Source organism: Salinirubellus litoreus (assembly GCF_037335815.1).
Lineage (GTDB): Archaea > Halobacteriota > Halobacteria > Halobacteriales > Haloarculaceae > Salinirubellus > Salinirubellus litoreus.
Window position 1 is genome coordinate 203853 of sequence record NZ_CP147842.1, and the last position, 23967, is coordinate 227819.

Here is a 23967-nt window from a genome sequence, read left to right on the forward strand (position 1 = left end):
TCCATACGAGAGGCACGTTCCGACGAGGATCAGACGAGCAAACACGATCACAACACGGTCCCTGTGCGTTCATCAGGTCCCGGTATCTTCTCCGGGAGTGATCTCGAAGGTGGTGATCATACCCGCTAACCCGGTTCGAACGTCTCGGACCGACAGCCCTGCCTCTGTAACGATTTCACGTGGTTCCTGCGTCCAGCGGCAGCCGGTCTTCGCATAGTGGGCATCCGCGCGCCACTCCTGATACCGCGCGACGAGTTCCACGTCACTCCGGCCGTGCTCGACGAGGCGGATCGTCCCCTCCGGCTTGCAGACCCGCTCCATCTCCCGGAGTGCCGCGACGGGGTCGGGGAACGTACAGGTCGACAGCGCAGAGATCACCGCATCGAAGCTATCGTCGGGGAATGCGAGATCCTGTGCGTCCATCTCCCGGAGCGTCCCGTTTCTCCCGAGGTCCGTGAGGGTGGCCTCGGCCTTTGTCAGCATCTCCGGGCTGATGTCGATCCCGACGAGCTCGACCGCCTCGGGCAGATACCGGAAGTTCGTCCCAGTGCCACAGGCGACATCCAGTACCTCGCCGTTCACGTCGCCGAATCGATCGCGCCGATGGCGGCCGGTGACGAGTCGGTCGAGACGCTCGAACCGATGGATCCAGTCCGCGTATTCGGCGTACGATGCCTTGATGTCCGAGATGGACATCGGCCGATTCGGGATCGAGTCGCCCTCGGTTGGCCGCTCCGCTCGATTGACCCGGACTGGCTCCGTGTCTTCCGTCGACGTCATCGTATCGGTGGATTGTCTCGCCATTGGTGTGGGTCAGACGTGTGCGCTGAAGAACTCGATCGTCCGCGTCATGTACTCGATGCGGTTCTCGGTCCGCTCGACGCCGTGGCCCTCGTCCTCGAACAGCAGGTAGTCGTAATCGACGTCACGCTCCTCCAGCGAGGAGACCAGCTGTTCGGCTTCGCTCTGGGGGACTCGCGGATCGTTCGCTCCCTGGACGACCAGCAGGGGGACATCGATGTTGTCGACGTAGGTGATGGGCGACCGGTCCTCGTAGAGGTCGGGCTTCTCGTCGGGGGTCCCGTCGAGCTTGCGCATGAGCACGTCGCCGAGATACGCTCTGGCGTTCTCGACGGTCGTCTCCCAGTTGACGACGCCACAGACGCTCGCGCCCATGTCGAACGCGTCGGTCGCACCCACGCCCATCATCGCCATGTACCCGCCGTAGGACGCGCCGAAGATCCCGACCTGCTCCCGGCCGCGATCCCGGAGGTAACTGGCTCCGGCGACCACGTCCGTGAGGTCGTCGCCGCCGAGGTCAGCATCACTCGCCGTCCGGAACGCCCGACCGTACCCGAGGCTGCCGCGGAAGTCCGGCGCCAAGACCTCAAACCCCGCGTGGACGAGCGCCTGGGTGGCGATGTCGAGCCGGTTGTAGTGCTGGGCTTCCGGGCCGCCGTGGGCTTTGACGATCCCGCCGATCGGATCGCCCGCCGGCCGGTAGAGCCGTGCCGCGATCTCCGTGCCGTCGAACGACTCGTAGGTGACCTCGTCGGGCGCGACCGTCTGGACGTCGACCCACCCCTCGTCGACGACGGTCTCGCCGTTCCGGCGGAGATCGCCGGCGGTCGCCGGACTCCAGTGCTTGTAGTAGACGGCCCCGTCGAGGCACTTCACGTCCATGTTCATGCCGGTCCGCTCGATCGTCGTGACCTCGCCGTCGTCGAGCCGGCGTAGCCTGCGATCGCCGCCGTGGCTCTCGAGGAAGACGACGTCGCCGTCGGCCGTCCACTGGGGGTCGTACTTGTCGTAGTTGTTCACGTAGCGAAGGTCGTACTCGCCGTCGGCGTCGGCCACGGCGAGTTCCCGGTAGCCCGTCTCGTGGTTGGTGGTGAAGACCACTCCCTCCTCAGACCACGCGCCGTAGCCGTCGTCGGTGAACGCGAACGACTGCTCCGAGTCGGGCTCGTCGACGAAGATGTCGTCCCGCTCGGTGCGGCAGTCGACGACCCGGAGCGCCGAGTCGTCGAGCATCCCCGCCTGATAGACGAGGCGGTCGCCACCGGGCGACCACGCGTACCCCATGACTGACTCGTCAGCCTCGGAGCGTCGCGTGACCGTTCCGTCGTCGAGGGCGACCGTGTACAGGTCCAGCGAGCGGTCGCGGTTGGAGACGAACGCGACCACGTCCGGGTCCGTGGGGTGCTGTCGGGCCTTGAAGTTGAGGAACTGGTCGTCGAGGATCGGCGTGATCGACCCGGTGTCCGGATCGATTTCCAGCAGGTCGAACTGTTCGTTGCCCTGCTCGTCGCGGTAGGCGAGGATCGTTCCACGCTCCTGCAGCCACGTCGGGGACGTGATGTCGCCGTCGGCGTCGGTGAGTCGGCCGTCGGTCGTGTACAGGTCGTACGTACCGTCATCATAGGCGGCGTAGACGAGCGTTCCGTCAGGGGTTCTCGTGTAGCCCGACACGCCGTGGGTCTCTGCGAGGCGGTTGACGTACCTGGCGAGCGATGCTTCAGACTGACTCTCGTCGATGGTTTTGGGTGGCGTCATTGGTTCGAACACCGTGTTCCGCACTCGATACCTCGAACTACCCGCCCATAAGAACTATTGAATATTTGATATAATACCGGAACCGTTTCAAAATCGAATTTGAGCGACTCGGTCGGAAATAGAGCCTATATGAGTCCGGTTTCCCGATCAGCATCGGATTCGCCCTCTTTCGCTGAACCGCCTTTTTGAAATAGTTCTGTTATGAACGGTACTCGCTCTGGTCTCTGCGTCGCACGCGCTCGGTTCGTGTGACGACGGCGCGTTCGTCGAGGAACAGGCGGAGCGAGGTGGTATCGTGCCGGAACTCGACCCGGTACTCGTCGGGGTCGGTGCCGATCCGTTCGGAGGTCCATTTACTGTCGTGGAGGTAGCGGTTGAACTCCCACACACCGGATCCCAGGATGTCGAGGCCGTGCTCCCAGTGGAACGAGATCGACTCCGGGTGGTACCCGGTGGCGGTGGGCAGTGGCAGGCTCAGTACCCGCAGACAGTCCTGACATTCGCTGACGGTAGCGAAGGAGAGCGACACGTCACCGGAGGCCGGATGGTTCTCGGCGGCCACCACCTGCTTCTCGAGGCGGCCCGTGCAGTCCGGACAGACGCCGCGACGGGTCTTGAGGAGATCGCCGGCTTGTTCCCGGATCACGGCCTCGATCAGATCGTCTCCGGTGCGCTCGCGCACCTGCGCCGGCCGGACGCGGTACGCGTACGCAGGCCGGTCGCAGGCCGTACAGTACATCATGAAGTACTGGTCCTCGAGCACCGCCCGGAGGGACGTCTCGCCACAGAACAGGCAGCCTCCGTCCGTCTCGATGGGGCCGACGTCCGGGGGCTGGCGGTAGTTCTCGGCGAGGACGAAGCGAACCATCTGCTCGCCAGCGTGGGTGAACGCGTAGCCGTCGTCGTGTTTCCGGAGGAACGTCCCGGTGAGCTCTCCGAGGTGGTACGAGAGTTTGGACGTGTCGTCGACGTCGACTCGGTCGTAGATCTCCGAGAACGACAGCGCGGCGACGCCCGTCTGTTTGTTCTCGTGTTGAGCGACCGCGACGGTCCGGAGTACGTCGAGTCGGATCTCGTCGGACAGCAGTTGGAAGACCTCGTCTGCCGTCTGTTCGGACCCCATACGTGTCGGTTTGCCACTACAATATTGAAACTACGGTCGTAACCCCTCGATACTGTCCACTCAGGGGGCCCGTCTGACGAGGGGCGTTCCTGCTGACCGTGGAAGGCGACCGGTCCCTTGTATCGATAGTTTTGCAGCCCTGCGGCAGCTGTCTGTCGCTTGCGGATAGCGGAGTATCGGGGTTCCACTGTGATTTATGTCGCCGAACTATGAAAAGAACGCTATGTCGGGCGGTTCGACTGATGACATCCTCATCGTCGGCGGCGGACTCGCCGGCCTCGCACTGGCGGGGTACCTTGCTCGACAGGGGCGCGAACCGACGATCGTCGAGCAGGCCGACGAGTGGCGAGCGAGCGGGTACGGAATCGGCCTCTGGGAGGATGGGCTCGCGGTCCTCGACGAACTCGGTTGCCTCGAGTCGGCCCGCAAGCACGCGGCCGATCCCGACCAGTTCGAGATCCGCGCCACCGGCGGGGAGGTCCTGACGCAGACCATAGTACCGGCCGATCAGACGCTGTTGCTGGCGATCTACCGGGCAGACCTCCACGCTGCGCTTCGTGAGGCCGTGCCGACGGACTGGATCCGGATGGGAACGGAACCGAGGGATGTCGAAGAACGCGCAGACGGCGTCACCGTCACCTTCGAGGACGGAACGACAGAAGCGTTCGACCTGGTAGTGGGCGCAGACGGGGTTCACTCGACCGTTCGCGAGCAGTGCTTCGCCAACTGGAAGAAACGGGACCTGGACACCTACGTCTGGTCGCTCTGGGCGCCACAGGACACCGACATCGGGAGCGACATGGTGAGCGTCTGGGGACCGGGCAGCGAGGGCTTCGTCGCCCGGGTCGGCGACCGAGTCGGGTTCAATCTCGCGGCACGACTCGAGACGCCGCCAGCGCCACCCGGGCGCGAGGAGTTGCGAGCGCACGCGGAAGCGATCGACTGGCGGTTGCCCGCCATCCTCGACAGCACCGACGACGAGCCATTCTTCGACCGCGTTCGTGAGATCTCGTGTGCGTCGTGGAACACCGACCGCGTCGTCCTCGTTGGCGATGCCGCCCACGCGGTCCACCCCATCTCCGGGATGGGTGCGTCGCTGGCTCTGCAGGACGCCCGCGTGCTCGCCCAGGAGCTCGCGACTGCGTCTCCCGGCGGGGTCTCCGACGCGCTCGCGCAGTTCGAGACACGACGCCGGCCGGCCGTCACCCGCGTGCAGCGGCAAGCCCGAATCGAGGCCGCCGTGACGTTCCTCGAATCTGCGCCGCTCCGACGGGTCCGGAACGCGGTCACCAGGCACACGCCGCTGTTCGAGTGGTTCGTTCGACGTCAAGCGATCGACCGATGATCGCACGCACATCACGTGCCTGTTCTGCTGCACGTCGTCGGAACGACCGCTGTACCGGCCTGAACCCCCCGCACACACGCTATCTGCCACTTCGATCCGAACGCGAGCCGATGGATCTGGGACTGTGCAGTCACCTCCCGGAATATCGGTCCGTCGCCGCCTCTCGTCGGGGATCCACCGTGACTCCTGTAGCTGCTGGTAGTCAGGGCGTGACGACGAGCTTGCCGACGTAGCCACCTGTGGCCATGTCGCGGTGGGCCTGGGTCGTCTCCTCGAAGTCGTAGGTGTCCGCGACGACGGCGGTCAGCTCCTCCCGCTCCATGAGCCGGGCCAGCCGCTCCAGCGTCGGCGCCCTGACGGGATGGTTGTCCATCCGTAGCCCGCGGACGGTGATCTCCTTGGTGTACAGCGGAACGCCGCTCGCCTCGGGCACGTGGCCCATGATGGCGACGATCTGGCCACCCTCGGCGACGGCCTGGAAGTCGACGTCGAGGTGCTCCTCGAGTTTGTGATCGAGGACGGTCTCGACGCCCGCTCCGTCGGTCGCGGCCAGCACTTCCTCGGCGAGCGCGTCGCTCTCGTAATCCAGTACCGCCGTCGCGCCGAGCTCCCGGACGCGGTCACGAGCGTCCTCCGAACCGGCGGTCGCGATCACGTCGGCGCCACCGCAGGCAGCGATCTGGACGGCGGCGTGGCCGACCCCGCCCGAGCCGCCGTGGACCAGCACCCGGTCACCGGGCTGGATGTCAGCGACCTCCGCGAGCGCCGTCCAGGCAGTCGCCCCGACGTTCGCAATCGCGGCGCCGATTTCGAACGAGACGTTCTCGGGGAGGTGTGCCAGTTTCGTCTTGGGAATCGCGGCGTACTCGGCGAAGGTGCCACCCGCTGCGCGGTCCATCCCAGAGGCGAAGACCCGGTCGCCGACGTCGAACGACGCGACGTCGTCGCCGACCGCTGCGACGACCCCGGCGCCGTCACCACCCGGAACGGACGGAAGTGGGACGTCCCCGTACGCGCCGGTCCGGATCATCAGGTCGACTGGGTTGACGCTGGCTGCCCGTATCTCGACCAGCACCTCGTCGGCATCGGGCGCCGGCCGTTCGATCTCATCGACATCCAGCACGTCTGCCTCGCCGTAGTCGTGGTACCGAACGGCTCTCATGACTCCGTCACCCCCCGATCCGTCGTCCGGGCGGTCATCACTCCCGTGCCAACCGTGGAGGGATGCACCACGGACTGCGAGAGGGACGACTCGGTACGCCGATCATCGCTGTGCGAACTGCACCTCGTGTGGGATGCTCCGAACATCGCAGTTCCAGCTATCTCCTGGCAGTCGGGTAGCGGTTCTGTGAGGTATGGTCAGGGGGTTTAAGTCACTCCATCGGCCGCTCTCACGCATGAAGCACATCCGGATCACGGCTCGTCCGGACCCGGACCGGGCACCGCCGTTCGTCGCGTATCTGCTGGATTCGCCGGATATCGCCGAGGCACGGGCCGTCGACTGGAACCGGGCCGCCGCGGAGATGACCACCCACCTGTACGCGATCGACGGCGACGCCGAACCGTTCGGCGAGGCGGCCGAGGACACGACCGGGGTCGAGGCAGTGGCGCTCTCGGCGTTGGACGAACCGCGCTCGTACGCGCTCCTCAGCGTGTGCGACGACGAGGTGGCGATGTTCGGCGTCATCGAGGAGGCACTCGCCCGGGCCGGCTTGGTCGTCCGACGGCCGCTCGTCTACCGCGACGGGCGGATCCACGGCCACGTCGTCGGCGATCCCGAGGCGCTCCAGACAGTGCTCGACAGGGCCCCCGACGCACTGGATCTCCGGGTCGACGAGATCGGGCAGTTCCCGAGCGCCCGGGCCAACCCGGCATCGGAACTCAGCGACCGGCAGTGGGAGGCCCTCGAGGCCGCCCTTGACCTCGGATACTACGACCAGCCCCGTGAGGCCACCCACGAGGAGATCGCCGAGACGCTCGACTGTGCGCCGAGCACCGCCAGCACCCACCTCCAGAAGGCCGAGGCCAGACTCGTCCACGCCGTGACGGGTGATATCGGGGTGAATATCTGAGGATTCAGAGTCGTGGTGACGAACAGTGCCGGGGCAGTGAATGGTGGCTCCTGACAGAAGATGATACAATCCGTTTGGGATACTCTCTCCCCCTCGAGACGGCACTGACACGGTATCTCCGGATTTCTCGACGGTAGTCCTCGACGCTGTGCTAGCGTCCGTGGACATTTTGGTAAACCATAGCAAATATCTCCACATGCTCATCGCAGGGAGTGACGACGGAATATACCGACTCCGCGGCGTCCACGAGTCGGACGATCCCGACGTGCAGAAGGTTCTGGACTCGGGGCGAGTCAGACGCGTTCGGGCGTTCGAGGAGATCGACGGCGTCTTCGCGGCAACGGGAACCGGCCTGTATCACTCATCGGACGGAACCGACTGGACGAACCTCGGCGTGCCCCATGAAAAGGTGTACGCGGTCGGCGCGAGTCCCGACGGTGAGCGGCTCTACGCTGGCACCCGCCCGGCTCACATATACGTCGCCCGGACGGATAGTGGCCCCCTGGAAGAACTCGGATGGCGAGATCTTGACGGCTTTCAGGAGCTACCGTCGCGCGACGAGTGGCGGTTGCCCCGTCACGAGAACGTCGCACAGGTCCGGGACGTCCACGTCTTGCCCACGTCACCTGATCGGGTGGTGGCGGGGGTCGAAGTCGGTGGCGTTCACGTCAGCACCGACGGTGGCGACACTTGGACGGAACGCACCGAGGGCGTTCACGACGATATCCACGAACTCCACGTGGTCGGTCCCGGCGAACTCGTCGCCGCGACGGGCTATGGGCTATTTTATACGGCGGACACGGGACGGTCGTGGACGCGCCTGGACCAGGGGTTCGACCAGCGATACTTCCGGGCGGTGGTCGCGGTTGACGGGGTGCTCTACGCCGCCGGGGCGCTCGCGAACTCCTCAACGTGGGAAGACGATGATACCGACCCGATGCTCTTCGCCTCGCACGACGCCGAGACCGTCGAACCGATCGACCACCCCCGCCCCGACGAAATGGTGACCGGGATGACTGCTGCGAATGGGCATCTGTTCGCAGCGACACACCGCGGGACGGTTCTGGTACGGCGCTCCGACGAGTGGGTCGTCAGCGGCTCCGTCCCGGTTCCCGGTGACGTTACAGGTCGGTACAACCCGTTGGTGTGGATGGATGACTGAACAGTCACTCGGTCTCCTTGACGTTCCCGGCGCCCACGAGAAAACGACGGCCGTGAAGCCTGCGGTAGCCGTCACTTCGATTCAGCAGTCTGGAGTGGGGAATCGGTCCCGTCAGTCTGTCCCATTCGGCCAGCGGCGGTCTTCCGCTGGTCGGAAGCCGGCACGATCTCCGTATCGTCGCTCGCGGCGAGGCCGTGGGGCGGCATGTTGTTGTAGACCGTCTCGTACTCGTCGGGGTCGACGACGTAGGTCTCGTGCCAGATGCCGACCGCGGCGTCCTCCTTGGTCCCGTCCTCGTAGTAGTCCTGCCAGGCGGGGAAGTGGAGGCGATCGCTGTCACGCGCGTACTCACGCAGGGCCTCGAAGGAGTCCCAGTACTGGACAAACCCGACGTTTCGGATGCCGGGGCCGACCACCGTTCGACTCTCGAGCAAGCCCGACTCCGAGTCCGAGACGAGTTCCCGGACCATCCGTGGAGCGATCAGAAAGATCGGGACCCATCGGTGGAGCTTCCAGAACGCGTTGATCCGGAGGCCGATATGGAAGACCACGAACTCCTCGTTCCGCTTCGCGGCAACCCGCTGTGCGATCGGCTCGTCAGTCCGGCGGTGACTGTCTGACACCGTTATGTCGATGTGATGCCATCTGGTTGAGTATTACCCCAACATGTTGGAGTAGAAACTCCGCCCTGACATCCGTTACCGAGCAGATATTCACTGTCAACTCCTTATCCGCATTATGATAGTCTGCTGTCAGATAATGAGAGCCTCAACAACGGTCGGGGCGACCGACGAAACGCACTGTACCCAACATGTTGGACAAACTCTGACCATGGTAGTCCACGATCTACAGATATGGACGTCGAAGACGAGCTTTCGATCGACCTGCCAACGACGGACACCAGTTTGACGCGGGCGTTCTACCTGTTCGTGCTGGTACCGACGGTGTTAGGAGTGGCCCACCACGTCGACCACATCGTCCGGGGGAATCACGTCGGCTGGCCGATCACGCCCGAGGTGAACGCGTTCACCTACAGCCTCGCCATCTACCCGCTGCTCGCCATCAGTCTCTATCTGACGGTGACCCGCCGCGTTGAGGCACGGTACTGGGCCGGGTTCTTCGCGTTCAGTGCCGGGATGCTCGCGTACTTCCACATCAGTCCGTGGGCGGTCGAACCACCCCAGGACGTGATGGTGCCGTACGCCGATCCCTTGGTCGGGTATCTCGCGTTCGCGATCGTACTCGCACTCATCGCGTCGGTCGTCATCGGATCCGTGTACGGGGCGGTGCTGTGGTACCGAAACGGCTCATGAGCCGGCACATCAGAGTGGCCGAGGCGGGGATACGAGACCCGTGACACTGGGTGACGAAAGGGTCGACGCTTTTTCCGAGGCGGAGCGAACGACGACCCACGATGATGAAATTCTAGCCACGTCGCTCACGTCGGACGAGGGGGCCATGATTCGTGCCCGCTTCCGTATGGCCCTCTCCGAGGGGATCTGGGTCACCGAGGTATCGACGTCGTTTCCGGACGCGACGCTCCGACTGCTCACCGGCGTCCCGAAGGGCGATCGTGCGCTCGAACTCGGCGAAGTCCGGGCCGAGGATCCGGAGGCGGTCACCGATGCGATCCGGACGCACCCGGACATCTCCGGGTACGACCAGCTGTACGTGGACGATCAGCGAGCCATCGGGCAGTACGAAGCCGACGAGAAGGGCCTCTACGAGTTCCTCTGGGCGTCCTCGCTCCCGCCGGAGTTCCCGATCGTCGTCGAGAACGGCGCGATGGAGTTCGACCTGACTGCGACACGGGAGCAGTTCGAGGCGTTCGGCGCGGCACTTGACGACACCGGCCGTCAGTACGAGCTCCTGACGCTCGTCCACACCGACGAACAGGAGTCTCTGCTGACCGATCGCCAACGGAAGTACTTGACCGTCGCGCACCGTCGCGGGTACTTCGACGTGCCTCGAGAGTGTACGCTCGCCGAACTGGCAGACACGCTCGGCGTCGACAAGTCGAGTGCGAGTGAGACGATCCGACGTGGTGCAGGTCGTATTATCGGACAGTTCATCGTTAGTCACGACTGACAGTCCAGGCCCACCACCACATTGTATCGAGGATCCGTCCTGAATAGAACCACTCTCCGAATGTCTGGAGAGACTCATCGCGGCAGGTCTGAAACAGAATCGTGTGTTTGTCTGAGCACATCGGAGTAGTCCGCTCGTAGCTTATTGTCCAACACCAGTCAGTAGTCGGTACCAAGAAACGGTCTGTTCGAGAGCCTCACGATGGGGCGTTGGCCTGAAATCGAACGACTGCTCGAACTTCGTACTATCCACGACGAACGGCTTCGAGCGCTGGTACTGCGTGTCTGTCAGTTGACTGAGTGTTTGTGAGACGGCCCCCAGCGGTCTGACGAGCCACGACGGGAGACCGCGCACAGTCGGGTTGGTGCCTGCTACGTCTCCGGCCAGGGTCACGAACTGGCGCGTCGTGAGCGTCCTCGCACTTGGGACGTGCCAGACCTCGCCCAGTGCCCGCTCGTATTCTCCCAGCGTTACGAGCGCACGAGCGAAGTCACGAATGTACGTGTAGGTGTGTGGAACGTCCGGATTCCCGGGGAACCACACTGTCCCGCCGTCGACGACCTTCTCAAACACCTGCGCGCCGACGATCGACGTCGTGACACCCGGGCCGTAGAAGTCGCTCGCACGACCGATCGCTGCTCCAACGCGACCCTCCTCGTGTGCCTCACGTACGGACCGTGCCATCTCGGCGCGGATCGCTCCTTTTCCGGTAGTTGCTGTTGCGTCGAGATTCTCGTGGACCGGGCCCGAGACCGGACCGTACATATAGAGATTGTCCGCCATCACGAACCTCGCGCCGGCCGCTTCGGCGGCTGCGATCGCCCCATCGAGAAGCGGTGGGAAGAGTTCCGCCCACTTGTCGTACGGCGGCTGGAGACAGAAGTAGACGACCGACGCACCCTCGCAGGCACTCCGGGCTGCGTCCGGGTTCGAAACGTCGGCGCAAACTGTTTCCACCTCCGTCCGGATGTCTTCCGGAACGGTTCCGGAGCGGTTGACGACCCGGACATCCGCGTTCCGTGCACACAGAAGTTGGGTCACAGCGTGACCGACCTGGCCCGTTCCAAGCACGGCGTGAGTCCCAGATAGTCGTCGTTCCGTGTCTCCGCTCATTCTGTCGGCCGGTGGGTAGCGTGGGTCGGTCGCCATGAGTACATATTAACGACCGCAACAGAGGAATTGTCCCCTAGCATCCCAGCGATATTTATATAGAGAACCCTATCTTTCGAAGAACTAGATCACTAACGGTTCAGCTTCCGATGAGATACGCGACAGTACTGCTCCGGTGGGAAAACACAGAGTTGCTCCCGCTGAATAGTGCCATCGCGGCTGAACCAGACCTCCGCGTTGAGGCGATCTATTACATCAATCCAGTACGCGGAGAGAGGTACGCCGAACTCAGTCGATTCCGTGGCGATATGACCCGTGCCCGAGAACTCTTCGATGAGAGTCCACACGTCAACCAGTTCGAGGTTCCTGGGGAAACTGACGGAATCGTGTATCTCCAGTACGAATCGGCGCCTGTCCTCGACGATTTAATGAGTTTATTCTCTGACCACGCCGTCGTCATATCGTGGCCGATACGGTTCACCGAAGACGGGCTCGGAGTCGAACTGACCTTGCTGGGAACGGAATCTGTTCTTACTGATGTGTTTGCAGCGTTTCCGGATGCGATTGAGCAATCACTCCTTCGAACGGGCGATTATTCTGAAGGCATTTCAGATCCCGTCGCATCGTTAACCGAGAGACAGCGAGAGGTACTTTCAGTCGCAGTTCGGAACGGGTACTATGAGAGTCCGCGAGCATCGACCCACCGGGAGTTGGCCGGGGAACTCGATATCGCTCCCGGAACGGTGTCCGAACAGCTACAGCGTATCGAGGCACGGTTGATTGGCTCTCTGACAGAGTCCTGGTAACGAATAGAGAAATCATCGACTTCCTCCAGTAACTCCATCTAGACCATGAGCGTCTCTTGGTCGTCGTCGAATTGAGGAATGTACTCCTCGCCCCCGAACCATCGAACGAGCGTCGGCCGGAGGCCCCGAATCGTCGTCGCCGTCGATTCCCCGACGTGCTCAACCGTCGTGAGCGAAGTGGCATAACAGGCCCAGGCGGCGAACTCGCCCATCGTCTCGAACTCCTCTCCAAGCGCACGTTTGGCCGCCGACGAGGTGAGCCGCCCATGTGTCGAGAGCCACTGCTTGGAGAACGGCTCGGCCGCCGGGTCACGCTCGCCACGTCGAATCGCCTGAAGTCTGGCCAGATTGCCGCGAGTGTTCCCCTTCTTCCAGAGCACCTCGTCATACCGGCGGACCAGCGCGAGTTCCTCGGCGTAGGTGATCGTGTCCAAGTCGATGATCTCGATTTCGACGTCCGCAGGGGCAGGAGCGGTATTCTTCGGATAGTCCCGATGCATGTACTGCTCTCGATAGCTCGACTCGCGGAGGTCCTGGAGACGAACCGACCATTCATCGCCAGTGAGTTCTCGACGGACGAAGTTCTCTGCGAAGAGGTGGTAGTCGTCGACAGCGACTTCGAGTCCGAGTGTCGGCGCGAGTAGCGCGATGGCGAGCTGGCAGGCACGTTCAGGAGCTGCGTCCGGTCCCCAGTCGAAGCCGCCGGGCGACACTGGATGAACTGAGAGGTGCTTGTCGAGGAGATCGTCGCCGGCGTAGACGAGACAGCCCCCGAGGGTTCGCTCACCGTGGTATCGACGCGCTCGGTACGTCGATTGACGATAGCTGGTGTTCATCAGTGGGACGCGTCGCTCTCATCCACCAGCTCGCATCGACTGGCGTCGAGAACGGACCGAACCTTCTCCCACTGGGCACGGAGCGTCATCGACGTCACGTCCGCGAGGTCGCCAAGCGCGGCCTGTGTAACTCGCTCGCCGTGTTCACGAGCGGCCTCGTAGACACAGGCCGCCGCGATGCCCGATGGCCGACACCCGTTCCCAACACCGGCCTCGCTCGCCAGTCGAGCGATCTCGAGCGCCCGACGCCGCGCCTCCGTCGAGAGCCCGAGTTCCGAGACGAGTCTGGGAACGTACTCGGCAGGTGCAACCGGGACGGCCGGAAGTTCGAGTTCCCGGTTGAGCACGCGATAGGCGTTGCTGATACGCTTGCGAGAGACGGCCGACACTGCATCGATCTCATCGAGCGTCCGCGGCAATCCCGTACACCGACAGGCGGCATAGACGCTGGCGGCGGCCATCGCCTCGATCGAACGCCCCCGGATGAGGTCCTCGCCAGCAGCCGTCCGGTAGAGCGCACAGGCCTGATCACGGAGACTCGTCGGGAGGTCCAGCGCACTCACGATCCGGCGAATCTCGGTCAGTCCGTGAGCGAGATTCTGCTCGGCCTTGCCGGTCCAGCGCCCCCGTGTCTGCTCCCGCCGGAGACGACCGACCTGTCGTCGCTTGCCAACAGAAATGACGGTACCGTGGGCATCGGTGTGGTCGTACCCTATCTCGCTCGATAGTCCACGATCGTGTCGAGTGGGGGTGAACGGTGGTCCTGTGCGTTCGGGATCACCCGGCTGGTCCTCGAAGGTACGCCACTCCGGCCCGTGATCGATCGGCTGGTCCTCGAGGACCAGCCCGCAGTCCGCACAGGCCGTTTCGATCGTATTCGTCTGGACGGTGCCGCCGCATTCAGGACAGGGTCCGGTGGGCCGCGTTTCCGCCGGGATGTCCTCGTCGAACGTCCGCTCGTAGATGTCTCTCAGTGCCATATCGACTCACCGAGGGCCCTCTCTCCCCGCGCTCGGCCCTCCCCCCGTTAGGGGCGATAAACCAGTGTCGGGGCGATGATGACGAATGCCGATTCTGAGCGCCCCAATACGGACTGAGAGTGGATGACGACGCCCCGGGCCGTACCCAGCGGATCGGCGGTTTACGCCTCCTCAGTCGGAGGCACGTGCACAGCCGTTCGGATCTGGTCGAAATGCGAATCGTGCGCTTTCATCTCGAGGATGACGTCCCGAAGCGCGTGCAGGACGGCGATCCCGAAGGCCGGCTGGAGGTCGAGTTCACGGGCCGCGAGCCGTTCGCTCATCTTCCCCTCGACGAAAGGAATCGCATACGTGAGGGCAGCAGCGAGCTTGCCGATCCCGTGCCGGTCGAGCAGGAGATTCAGATCCAGATCAGTCGGAGCCCGTCCGACCGCTTCGATGAACGTCGGCGTGATCGTGTAGGTGTCCCCATCGAGATTCGCAGACAGCACGATCGGGATTGCGGTGAAGGTGTGGGTTTTCTGCTCGGTATTGCGAGTCAGCACCCCGAGGTCAGCAAGGGTTCCCGCATCGGAGTACGCCGTCGTGCGTGGCATCCCCAGCTCCTCGACGATGTCGTCGATCGTTACCTCACCCTCCCGGAGGATGTACGTGTAGAGCCGGGCGAAACGGGGTTCCTCGAGGAGCTGTGCCACCGAGATGAACCCATTGATGGCTTGTTCCGGATCGCCTTCGTCGATGGCCTGCGACATATGATTCATAATTCGTGTATTGTGTAATTGGGCTTTGGGACTAGCCACAGAAAATCCTCCGTCCTTCACCAAGGGACGGTGAGGATCTTGTGGGGACTATCGAGAACGCAGACGTTTCTATCCCTCTAACGCTGTCAGACCTATGCCGGCTAACGTAAGTTGAGTGAGTATCCCGTAGTAGTCGAAAGTAGTCGTTGGTCTCGTACCGATGTAGATCAGGCGGTCGAGCGTGAATCGAGCGGCGCCAACCGCCAAGCCCCGTCAGCTGCAGGGATGAATACTTGGTTGTGCATGTGCACGATCGCCGTTCCTCGCTCCCTTCGGGGCAGATAAATCGGAGACCTCAGGAGAGGCGGTCGATCTGCACGGAGAGATACGCTTTGAGATCAGCCACCGTGGACTCGGAGACCGCCGACGCACCGAAGTCGCTCCGAAATCCATGCCGAAGTTCGTCGCTCTCGAGGATCTCGACACCACGTTCGAGTTGTGCTCGGAGCGCATCTGCATCCCCTCGGTGAAGATGTGGCGTCACTGCCTCAAGATCGATCTCCTCGGCAATGGCAAGGACGTCGCGGAGGTCGGTTTCGCGACCACTGTGGAGTTTGGCAGCGACGAGGACTGCTCCGTCGACCACACGAGCGGTGGTCGTCGCGGTGCCACCGCTGATCTCCTGCTGAGCGCTGTGCTTGTGGAGGTAGTCGAACGACCACTGCGCCTCCGTTTGTCGGCATCCGAGGCCGTTCACGAGGAGATCGAAACCGATCGGTTGCTGGGGGGACAGTCGCTTCTCGTACTCGACCACTTCCGTATCGTAGACCCACTCCTTCGCGTGGCTGTCGGTCTCCTCGAAGTCGCGGGTTTCGAGGAACTCGACGAACCTGTCTTTCTCATCGGGCAGGACGACGATATCGAGATCCGTCGAGAACCGCGTGTTGAAGGCTGAAACCGCATACCCACCGACGAGGACGTATTCAAGGTCACTCTCGTTGAGCTCCTCAAGAAGTTCGATCAACGCAGTACTGCGGTCGTCGAAGCTCACGAGTGAACCCGTTCCGACTCGCGGTAGGCCACGTCGAGATCGAGGTCGTCGTACATACGATCGAGCATCGACAACGCCGACTGGAACTGCGCGTAGTGCTCGCGCATGTAGGCGACGGTCTCGTCGCGCGGGACGACCGGGTAGCCGTCGACGTGGTTGACCTCAAGCGTCGGTCGCGGATCAAGGACGATCTGGAGCGGACCATCGAGTCCATCCCGCGGCTGTCGCTCGAACGCCGCTGGTAGCCCGAACCGCTCGAAAAAGTCCTGCCACGCCTCGACGTCCTGGTCGCGGACGGCGAGAAACAGCGGATAGTCGTCGGGATCGCGACCGACCTGGTAGCCCCCCTGCGTCCAGACGTAGACTGCATCGATCCGGGCGAATGCGAACGGCCAGTCGCCGAACTGCGGGAGGGCGTACGCCTCCTCGATGGACGGCGGACTCACACCAGCACTCGCAGCCAGCAAATCGCGTGCGGCTTCGCGAACGCGATCGTCGGTGACGAACAGACCATCGTCGTACGCGAGATAGCCCGCGTCCTCGAGCCGGTTCACCGCCTGCCGGACCGTCTCGTAGGGTGCGTGGAGGTGCTGGGCAACCTGCCGGATCGAATTGCCGGACTCAATCGCGAGCAGCACGCGGGCCGCTGTCTCATCGAACAGTTCGTACATCTAATAGTTACCAATAATCCGGTAATCCTCAAAAGTCTTACTCCAGCAGAGACACCAGAGGTCTATATATGACGCTGAGGGAGGGTCTTCTACGAGTCGTTGGTCCCCCGGACCGTCTCTGCACCGACGCCTTCGACCCCCACATCAACATGATGGTGGACGACCGGACGGAGTGCCCCGAGGATGACCTCGGCCTCCAGCGGCGAGATATCCAGATCTCGCGCCATCAGCTGATGTGTGACCTCGCCGCGCTCGCGAGCGACGGCGTACGTGAGCGCCGTCGCGAGGCCGGCGATCCCGTGTCGATCGGTGTAGGTGTCGATGTCGTCGTTCCCGTCACGCCGTCCAACAGCGTCGACCAGCATCGGCGCGACCGTGTACGTGCGCTCGCCGCGGTCGGCAGAGAGCGAGAGCTCGATGTCGACCGCTTCGTACTCGCGCGGTTGCTCGTCGGAGACCACAGCGAGAACACCCGCCTCCTGGAGTCGGTTGACATAGCTGTAGGCCGTCCCCTGCGGGAGATCGAGAGCGTCTATTGCTTCCCGAACCGTCGCAGGGCCCTCACGATGGACATAGGCGTACAGTCGAGCCAGCGGGGGCTCCTCGAGGAGGGCAGCAACCGACAGGAGATCACGAACGACATCGCCGTCCCGGGCTGTGCGTGACATGAGTCCGTCTTAATTACGGATTACAGATAAACTATAAAGTACCTTGGGGATGCGAGTGGCTCGGCGAGCTCGATAATCGAGAGAAATCGATTGTGGGATCGGTGTGGGTTATTCCTCGAAAACGCTCGAATAGAGGCTTCTAGCGGCGATACATCTATGCGTCGCTGGTCGGTGTAGAATGTGAGGCTGGCTAGAGCCTCACGAATGGAATGGAGTAATGCAATGAACAGTAGCAACAACGGCGATAAGAACCTACCGGCGACGGTAGAGGCGACGACACACAGAAACCCCAATGGGACCGCAGACTCGCGGACCGACGCCCGCCGCTCCCCCTACTTCCGGGACTACCGGGAGGAACAGGAGCGCCGCCGCTCGACCGACACGGCCGGGACGACCACGCTGGTCACCAGACTGGCAGGGTTGCTCTGGGCCATTGTCGATCAAGCGACTGCAGACAGCTCTGCTCGTGACACTGACGTCGCGACGGAGCCGGATGCAGATCCAGCGCGCTTCACGGAGCGGACGGCCTCGAAGACTGACTTCGGAACGCGAGCGGAACCCGTCGACGGACTGTACGGCTACACTCCCGACGGTGACCCTGTCGTTCCCGAGCGAGGCCAGCTCATGAGAGCTCGGACCAACTCGAACGGTCAGCCCGCAGACGCGCTCTTAGAGCCCGATGCTGCCGGCGATCTCGCGACCTGGACGCCCGGCAACGCCAGCTCGAACTTCGTCGATCCGACCGGCGAACAGTTCGTTGGCGTCGCCAGTGGCCTCGACGAATCCGCGACCCGGACGGCTGCACCGGAGACGACCGCTTCCGCGGCTGTCGACGACCTGCAGACGGACGACCGACCGGAGGAATTCGAGGACGACGACACCACGACCGGCATCGAGACCGCCGATCTGGAGGTCCTGACGCCCGGTGGTGAGTACGTCCGTCTCGGTGACCTGCTCGCTGAACCCGAGCAGTTCGCCGGAACGTCACTGGAGTCCATCGAGCGTTCGCTCGCACTGGAAGCCGAGAAGCAGAACGTCACGGACGGAATCTGCCGCCCGGGCGAACTCAGCGATGAGATCGGACTGGTCGGACACGCGAAGTGGCTGAACAATCGGTTCGACGAACTCGCCGCAAAGCGCCCGACGACGACAGCAATCGCCGCGGCTTGCGCCGAGGCTGCCAGACAGGCCCGCGATGAGCGTCTGCGTCCGCTCCTTGAGCTGGATTCGGACACGCACGACGAGGTCTGTGAGATGGCGAATCGGCTCCTGAGAGCGAGTGGATCAATCCCGTCTCGAACTCGGACACCAGCGTCCGCGTCGCAGCCCCGGCTGTAAGCCCGAGATTCATCAACACCCATTGCTGCGTGACGGGCTCCTCGGCTGGATCAAGATTGCCGGTGTGGATCTCCTGTAGGCGTCGCATCTTCTCTCGCATCGCCTCGCGTAGTGCGCCACGGAAGCTGGGTGCGTCCTGTTCCTCCTCGGAGAGCGCGGCGTCGCGTCTGAACGCGTTCCGCTCCAGTATCCGCGTCCGGTCCAGCATCCTCGTTTCAGTCATGACCACAGGTCCTCGTAGGCTTCCTCGGGCTCCGGATACGGACTCTCGCGTGCGAACTCGACGGCCTCGTCGACCTCTGCCTCGACAGCCGTTTCCATCTCTTCGAATTCGGCCTCGGAGAGGACGTCCTCCGCGGCGAGTCGGGCCCGAAAGCGCTCGATCGGATCTCGGGCCCACGCGTCGGCGAGCTCCCCCTCCGAACGGTACTTCTGCGGGTCGTGCGTGAGGTGGCCGTCGAGACGGATCGTCTGCGCCTCGATCAGCGTCGATCCACCCCCGCGTCGGGCACGTGCCGCCGCCTCGCGTACGGTCCGGTACACCGCGAGAGGATCGTTTCCGTCCACCAGCTTGCTGGGGATGCCGTAGCCTGCGGCGCGGGAGGCGATCGACGGCCCCTTCACCGCCTCGTCCACAGGCTGGGAGATGTTGTACTGGTTTTTCACACAGAGGAGGACCAGTGGCAGGTCCCACATCGCGGCGAGGTTGATCGTCACGTGGATCGCTCCCTCGTTGCTCGCCCCTTCGCCGAAGTAGGCCAGGCTCACCTCTTCCGTATCGCGAAACTGCTGTGCCAGCGCCTTCCCGCCGGCCACGGGAACCTGTGCGCCGATGATCCCTCCCATTCCGATGACGCCTCGCTCGACATCTGTTACGTGATAGGATTTCCCCTTGTTGTACCCGTCCTTCCGAATGTAGAGTTCGGCGAGGATTCGACCGGGATCCAGCCCGCTCACCGCCATCGGTGCCTGCCCGCGATGGCTAGTGAAGCGGAAAACGAGCACTGGGCGAACAACGCCAGTGGCGTCTTTGCGGGCTGTTCTCTCCTGCCCCGGGAAAGGTGGCTCCCACGGAGGTCAGCCCAATGGATCGACTACCTCTGATCAAGGAGACCTTAGAGGCAGATAGCAGGCGAGGCACTTCGATTCGAACGTGTCAGTCTCGTAATCGCCGTGCTCGAAGATGGTTCGATCGCCGAGTCCTGCCGCGTCGACGTTTCGCTTCGCGATATCCTTGACGGCGGGGTATCTAAACGATGCTGACCATATTATTGTATCTCTTAACTTTGATAAAATACGGGCCCTGGTCGTGCCGAGCCTTGCCAACTGGTTAATACCCTTGCCTTACTAACTACCTCAACTCGGAACTCTTGCCAAGTTGTTCCGAAAGATTAAGTTAAACTTTATTTCAACTTATTGCCACTATCTGAGGTTCGGTCGCCCACACGACTCAAAGATCCCATTCACAGGTATGCCACTAACGATATGGATCGTACTGACCACCTTTCCTCACTGGAGGTCGAGTAGAAGTATCGTGCCAAGTTTCTCGAGAAGCTCAAAGACAGATGCGGTCTATGAGACACGGTTTTATTGAATTCACGGACGACACCGGGGTAAGTCGGCAGAACGATTGAAATGAAGCGGAAGAGGCGTCTTTGTGCAGAAGATTCTGTTCCGCTTCGTCAAACAGGCTGTCTCGATAGCACGAAACCTTACTGAATCGATCGGTCTCCGACGGACATTGCGCGGTACGCAAAGGCCCTCGAAGAGCGGGTGTGTGCAGCCGCCCGAAAGATCCGGCTGCAGACGGACGTCGAGGCGCCGGCGATTCGAGACAGGACGGTCGACAGGGTCGTCGTGGCGCTCGGTGACGAGGTAGACGTCGGAACCGGCATCGAGCTGGTGCGAGTCGCGGACCGGCTGATGGCGATCGCCGACCTAGATGGATATGTTGAGGCGTCACAATCGAATCCGAGCACGATAACGATATCGCGCTCGGTCTCTGGAAACTCGAGAAACCGGACCGGATCTGCTCCGTCGAGTTCGAGCCCGAGTGTCGAGAGCGTCTCGAACACGGGTCGAAAGACGCCCATCTTCCGGGTGTGGCCCATCGTTACGACGTCCGACACGAGGGCCACGAGCTGTGCTGGTGTTGGCCTGATGAGTGGATCGTACATCGGGTCGTTGGTGTGTAGTTTGGTCGGAGGAACCTCGACCCCGATATTCCGTGGCGTCCAGTGCTCCGTCATGAGGGTAGCTATTCTGAACCTCTATGAAGGAAGTGTAAAGTGCTAACAGGATTTCGACACTCGTTATCGCTGGTAAAAGCGGTCACAGACCGCCAAGTATGTCGCTTGCAATAGGAGTTACCCCACGAGTGGCATACTGTCCTCTCCGTGGGGTAACCCAGACCACCGGTAGAGTGACTCTCGATCAAATTTTCCGTTACCGCTCGGGGCGCGGAGCGCTCTCGTACCGCTCGATCTCGGGAGCCTTCTCGACGCGAGCGTAGATCTCTCGAAGCGTCTCCTCGGCACGGAGGAGTTTGTGCTCCTCGAGGAACCGTCGCCCGAGCTCGCTGAGCCCGTAGAACTTGTACGGCAGGTCGTTCCGTCGGCGATCCTCGGGAAGCAGGACCTCCTCGACGATGCCGACGTCGACGAGCCGATGGAGATGCTGGCGGATCGTCGTCTGACTCTTGCTCGGGTTGACGTAGTCCAGTTCCTTCAGCGTCGGCAGTCCCGACGGGTGCCCGAGGATGTCCTGGACGAGCGAGAACCGCGTCTCTTGCGTGACGACGTTGAGTCGTTCGCGAGCGTCCTCACGAGTCTCGCTCGTCGGACCCGATCCATTCATTATCGATGATCGTTCCAGTTCGCTCTAAAGCGTTTCGCCCAGAACCGAATTACTCTAATCAGCCGTCTCTGTGTCGAATTCCGATATCGTTCGAGAGGAATTGGGGTCCGTACCGAGATCACGGCAGCTCACCAGTCACCTCCACGAGGTCATCTTCAGTTCGCCAGCGATACAGGCGGCCTTCCGCATCGAACAGTTCGAAGACGCCATCCTGCATCCAGCCGAATGGCTGGTCCTCGTCTTCATACTCCCGTTTGAGCACGTAGCTCTTCGCGAAATACTCAATCGTGCCGACGAGGAGTCCCTGTTCGACGAGGAAATCACTTGGTTCCTTCTCTGCGACACCGACGAGGGACGTGACGATATCAGCAATCAGGCAGAACTTCTGAATACTGTTGTCCCACTCCCCACGAATGTCCACCATCCGGAAGGCGTACGCGTCGTTTCGACGATTGAGACGATCCACGACCAGATTCAGCCGTCGGATCGGCTCTCGGTCGTAGTTGCCGAGGACGAAGTACGATCGATCGTTTTCGTAGACAGGCGTCAGCTCACTCAGGGCGTGCAGGATCTCCTCGTTGTCCGCCAGCGAAATCTCCTCCTCGTCGAGTTGCTCCTTCGCACTCGTGAGAACCTCCTCAGGGAGCGGCGGCTCCTCGTCGGTCATAATCACTCCCTCTCGCGGACATGAGATATGGTTTATGGAGTAAATTACCTATTCAGCCAGTAATCGATTTATCATAGAGTGATTTACTCAAGAGTAAACTACTTGCCTCCAGGCCGCATACTGTGACGTATGAGTACCGATCTTGGGACTGTCGAGGGGACGGAAACCCGTGAACTCGTCCACTTCGTCACGCAACAGACGAGGTTCGCGCTCATCAACAACATCCTCCAGCATCCCCAGCAGCTGCCCTCGATGTACGAACTCGAGGAACTGAATCCGAGCGTTAGCGAGGCCACCGTCTACAAGCATATCCAGAAGCTCATCGACGCCGGCATCGTCAAGGAGGTCGCACTCGACGACGGTCAGCGCCGGCAGGGCTACCCCTGGAAGTTCTACGGCCTCACCGACGACGGACGTGACTTCCTCGAGGCGCGCAACCTGCTCGCAGCCGAGGACACGCTCCAGCAGATATACAGTACCATCTCGGACAAGCCCGAGAAGATGGTCAAGTACGAGAACGCGCCCCGTCCCGGGGAGCGGTAACGCCCGCTTTTTAGCGAGTTACACTTCGATGACGAGGTGTTGATCTCGTTGTGAGATAGAGTTACCCCACAAATTGATGTATAATGGCGCTAGTGGGGTAACTATGGCTGAAAACGACTCGGAGAAACCGCCCACACCGGATCTCCCGAAGTATCTCCGTGAACCTCTCGAAAAACAATCTCCTAAACGGCTGAAGACGGTAGCGACGTACGCAACAGAGCTCGCTGAGTGGAAGCGCGGTCAGCGTCAGCTAGAACTCGAACGTCGACGAGCTGAGGACGAAGTCGAAGATGAGGAACTTGAGGAGTTGGAAGATCGCGGAATCTCGACCGACCCGACGGATTACGAGGACGTCCCAGCCAGCGGGGCCTACATCACGATTAAGACGACCAAACAGACCGGCGAGAAGAGCTACAGATACTACTACTTCCAGTGGCGGGAGGGCGACACCTGGAAGAACGAATACATCGCTCCCGTTAACCCGAGAGAGTAACAAGAAATGGAGGATCGACGGTGGCCACTGCTCAGCCAAACACACCCCTCTATCGATCTGTTCGATGTGTTCCTAACCACGGGGTTGAGTCAGCACATTGAGGACTGTACCCTCGATCGTCGCTATTCATCTCTCGGGCTTGGACGCTCCGATATCGTTCGTCCTACGCTCCCTCGGGGTGATTGGACCAGATGAAGAGCTGGTGGAGCAGATGGCTGGTCGAGCGGATAGCTCGAGCAGCCCTGATCTATGGATGTGGTTGGATCAAGGTAGAAAGAACACATCGATAGGAGAGTCTCCGGAACCCATCGATGATGTTGAAAGAGAGTAGTACGAACGGGGACACCACGTTTCCGGTGAATCGGAGTCGGTGAATCCGTGCAGAAACGCTCCTTACTACCAGATATACATGAGAGAGGGAACAGCTGATGAAATTCAAGACACGCACACCGGATTTCCGGTGAAACCTACAGGGAGTTGGATAGAATGGCTCAGAAGGGGCGTGAACAGCAGCGATGCGTCCATCCGAACGAACCAGGCGGGGAAGAAATCGCGGAAATAGTGACGAGGACGCTCGAGAGAGTATAGACCAGTCCTTCGAGCTGGGTATCGAGACGAACTCGGCAGACACGCACACCACGTTTCCGGTGAAATCCGTCCAGAGGGAGGGCCGGACAATCCTCACCACCGACTCGGAGAGCCGTCATGGGAAGGAACCGCGAGGATACGACGCCCAGACTCAGCGGATTCGTCCACTCACGGCGGGAAGCACACCACGTTTCCGGTGAAATTCGGGAGAAGAGGAGCGCTCGTCCGGACCTATCAGAACGTGAGCTATTGTCTGACGTAGATTTATAACCCC

Annotated in this window: 25 protein-coding genes; 9 read left to right on the forward strand and 16 right to left on the reverse strand. The window is 62.0% G+C overall.

Features of this window, described 5'->3' with window-relative positions; all coding sequences use genetic code 11:
- Positions 1-72: 72 nt before the first annotated feature.
- The 3 genes from WDJ58_RS23895 to WDJ58_RS23905 form a co-directional block, all read right to left on the reverse strand.
- Entirely contained in the window at positions 73-696 is a 624-nt protein-coding gene (locus WDJ58_RS23895; RefSeq protein WP_338918105.1) for a class I SAM-dependent methyltransferase, read from the reverse strand.
- A 117-nt stretch (positions 697-813) separates the two neighbouring features.
- Positions 814-2556, reverse strand: a complete 1743-nt coding sequence (locus tag WDJ58_RS23900; RefSeq protein WP_338918106.1) for a S9 family peptidase — start codon at positions 2554-2556, stop codon at positions 814-816.
- Positions 2557-2755: 199 nt separating this feature from the next.
- Positions 2756-3679: a winged helix-turn-helix domain-containing protein gene (locus tag WDJ58_RS23905; RefSeq protein ID WP_338918107.1), complete on the reverse strand. Its 924-nt coding sequence runs from the start codon at positions 3677-3679 to the stop codon at positions 2756-2758.
- Between the two features lie 223 nt (positions 3680-3902).
- Here WDJ58_RS23905 and WDJ58_RS23910 point away from each other — a divergent pair, with 223 nt between their 5' ends.
- On the forward strand, positions 3903-5024 hold the full coding sequence (locus tag WDJ58_RS23910; RefSeq protein ID WP_338918108.1) for an FAD-dependent oxidoreductase: 1122 nt from the start codon (positions 3903-3905) through the stop codon (positions 5022-5024).
- Between the two features lie 202 nt (positions 5025-5226).
- Here WDJ58_RS23910 and WDJ58_RS23915 read toward each other — a convergent pair whose 3' ends face one another.
- Positions 5227-6186 (reverse strand): quinone oxidoreductase family protein, encoded by a 960-nt coding sequence (locus WDJ58_RS23915; RefSeq protein ID WP_338918109.1) that lies wholly within the window; start codon positions 6184-6186, stop codon positions 5227-5229.
- Positions 6187-6421: 235 nt separating this feature from the next.
- Between WDJ58_RS23915 and WDJ58_RS23920 the strand changes: the two genes are divergently transcribed.
- Together WDJ58_RS23920 and WDJ58_RS23925 are read left to right on the forward strand one after the other, a co-directional pair.
- Entirely contained in the window at positions 6422-7096 is a 675-nt protein-coding gene (locus WDJ58_RS23920; RefSeq protein WP_338918110.1) for a helix-turn-helix domain-containing protein, read from the forward strand.
- Between the two features lie 196 nt (positions 7097-7292).
- Positions 7293-8258, forward strand: a complete 966-nt coding sequence (locus WDJ58_RS23925; protein WP_338918111.1) for a WD40/YVTN/BNR-like repeat-containing protein — start codon at positions 7293-7295, stop codon at positions 8256-8258.
- A 71-nt stretch (positions 8259-8329) separates the two neighbouring features.
- On the opposite strand, the gene WDJ58_RS23930 is transcribed toward WDJ58_RS23925, so the two are convergent.
- Positions 8330-8881, reverse strand: a complete 552-nt coding sequence (locus tag WDJ58_RS23930; protein ID WP_338918112.1) for a DUF4188 domain-containing protein — start codon at positions 8879-8881, stop codon at positions 8330-8332.
- A 231-nt stretch (positions 8882-9112) separates the two neighbouring features.
- On the opposite strand from WDJ58_RS23930, the gene WDJ58_RS23935 reads away from it, so the two are divergent.
- Both WDJ58_RS23935 and WDJ58_RS23940 read left to right on the forward strand, forming a co-directional pair.
- A complete protein-coding gene (locus tag WDJ58_RS23935) occupies positions 9113-9571 on the forward strand; it encodes a hypothetical protein (RefSeq protein WP_338918113.1) in 459 nt (152 codons plus the stop codon).
- A 40-nt stretch (positions 9572-9611) separates the two neighbouring features.
- A complete protein-coding gene (locus WDJ58_RS23940) occupies positions 9612-10346 on the forward strand; it encodes a helix-turn-helix domain-containing protein (protein ID WP_338918114.1) in 735 nt (244 codons plus the stop codon).
- 141 nt (positions 10347-10487) lie between these two features.
- Here WDJ58_RS23940 and WDJ58_RS23945 read toward each other — a convergent pair whose 3' ends face one another.
- Entirely contained in the window at positions 10488-11495 is a 1008-nt protein-coding gene (locus WDJ58_RS23945; protein ID WP_338918115.1) for an NAD(P)H-binding protein, read from the reverse strand.
- Positions 11496-11605: 110 nt separating this feature from the next.
- On the opposite strand from WDJ58_RS23945, the gene WDJ58_RS23950 reads away from it, so the two are divergent.
- Positions 11606-12262, forward strand: coding sequence for a helix-turn-helix domain-containing protein (locus WDJ58_RS23950; RefSeq protein WP_338918116.1), 657 nt, complete (start codon positions 11606-11608; stop codon positions 12260-12262).
- Positions 12263-12300: 38 nt separating this feature from the next.
- Here WDJ58_RS23950 and WDJ58_RS23955 read toward each other — a convergent pair whose 3' ends face one another.
- The 6 genes from WDJ58_RS23955 to WDJ58_RS23980 form a co-directional block, all read right to left on the reverse strand.
- Positions 12301-13098 carry a DUF6166 domain-containing protein gene (locus WDJ58_RS23955; protein ID WP_338918117.1) on the reverse strand — a complete coding sequence of 266 codons (798 nt, stop codon included), beginning with the start codon at positions 13096-13098 and terminating at the stop codon, positions 12301-12303.
- The gene (locus WDJ58_RS23960) at positions 13098-14078 is read right to left on the reverse strand and encodes a transcription initiation factor IIB (RefSeq protein ID WP_338918118.1); all 981 of its coding nucleotides are present in this window, start codon (positions 14076-14078) and stop codon (positions 13098-13100) included. Before WDJ58_RS23960 ends, WDJ58_RS23955 begins: the two co-directional genes overlap by 1 nt.
- Positions 14079-14239: 161 nt before the next feature.
- Positions 14240-14839: a DUF7437 domain-containing protein gene (locus WDJ58_RS23965; RefSeq protein ID WP_380661984.1), complete on the reverse strand. Its 600-nt coding sequence runs from the start codon at positions 14837-14839 to the stop codon at positions 14240-14242.
- A 334-nt stretch (positions 14840-15173) separates the two neighbouring features.
- Positions 15174-15869 carry a hypothetical protein gene (locus WDJ58_RS23970; RefSeq protein ID WP_338918120.1) on the reverse strand — a complete coding sequence of 232 codons (696 nt, stop codon included), beginning with the start codon at positions 15867-15869 and terminating at the stop codon, positions 15174-15176.
- Positions 15866-16540 (reverse strand): RNA polymerase subunit sigma-70, encoded by a 675-nt coding sequence (locus WDJ58_RS23975; RefSeq protein WP_338918121.1) that lies wholly within the window; start codon positions 16538-16540, stop codon positions 15866-15868. Before WDJ58_RS23975 ends, WDJ58_RS23970 begins: the two co-directional genes overlap by 4 nt.
- Positions 16541-16629: 89 nt before the next feature.
- Complete coding sequence (locus WDJ58_RS23980) at positions 16630-17208, reverse strand: DUF7437 domain-containing protein (protein WP_338918123.1); 579 nt, start codon at positions 17206-17208, stop codon at positions 16630-16632.
- 222 nt (positions 17209-17430) lie between these two features.
- On the opposite strand from WDJ58_RS23980, the gene WDJ58_RS23985 reads away from it, so the two are divergent.
- The gene (locus tag WDJ58_RS23985; protein WP_338918124.1) at positions 17431-18546 is read left to right on the forward strand and encodes a hypothetical protein; all 1116 of its coding nucleotides are present in this window, start codon (positions 17431-17433) and stop codon (positions 18544-18546) included.
- A gap of 219 nt (positions 18547-18765) precedes the next feature.
- Here the strand turns inward: WDJ58_RS23985 and WDJ58_RS23990 are convergent, their stop codons facing one another.
- The 4 genes from WDJ58_RS23990 to WDJ58_RS24005 all read right to left on the reverse strand — a co-directional run bounded on the left by WDJ58_RS23990 (position 18766) and on the right by WDJ58_RS24005 (position 22069).
- A complete protein-coding gene (locus WDJ58_RS23990) occupies positions 18766-19551 on the reverse strand; it encodes a thiamine pyrophosphate-dependent dehydrogenase E1 component subunit alpha (protein WP_338918125.1) in 786 nt (261 codons plus the stop codon).
- A gap of 707 nt (positions 19552-20258) precedes the next feature.
- Positions 20259-20795, reverse strand: coding sequence for a hypothetical protein (locus WDJ58_RS23995; RefSeq protein WP_338918127.1), 537 nt, complete (start codon positions 20793-20795; stop codon positions 20259-20261).
- A 196-nt stretch (positions 20796-20991) separates the two neighbouring features.
- Positions 20992-21402: a helix-turn-helix domain-containing protein gene (locus WDJ58_RS24000; protein WP_338918128.1), complete on the reverse strand. Its 411-nt coding sequence runs from the start codon at positions 21400-21402 to the stop codon at positions 20992-20994.
- A 118-nt stretch (positions 21403-21520) separates the two neighbouring features.
- Positions 21521-22069 (reverse strand): hypothetical protein, encoded by a 549-nt coding sequence (locus tag WDJ58_RS24005; protein WP_338918129.1) that lies wholly within the window; start codon positions 22067-22069, stop codon positions 21521-21523.
- A gap of 129 nt (positions 22070-22198) precedes the next feature.
- Here WDJ58_RS24005 and WDJ58_RS24010 point away from each other — a divergent pair, with 129 nt between their 5' ends.
- Both WDJ58_RS24010 and WDJ58_RS24015 read left to right on the forward strand, forming a co-directional pair.
- Positions 22199-22612, forward strand: coding sequence for a transcriptional repressor (locus WDJ58_RS24010; protein ID WP_338918130.1), 414 nt, complete (start codon positions 22199-22201; stop codon positions 22610-22612).
- Positions 22613-22715: 103 nt separating this feature from the next.
- Entirely contained in the window at positions 22716-23105 is a 390-nt protein-coding gene (locus WDJ58_RS24015; RefSeq protein ID WP_338918131.1) for a hypothetical protein, read from the forward strand.
- The last annotated feature ends 862 nt before the right edge of the window (positions 23106-23967 follow it).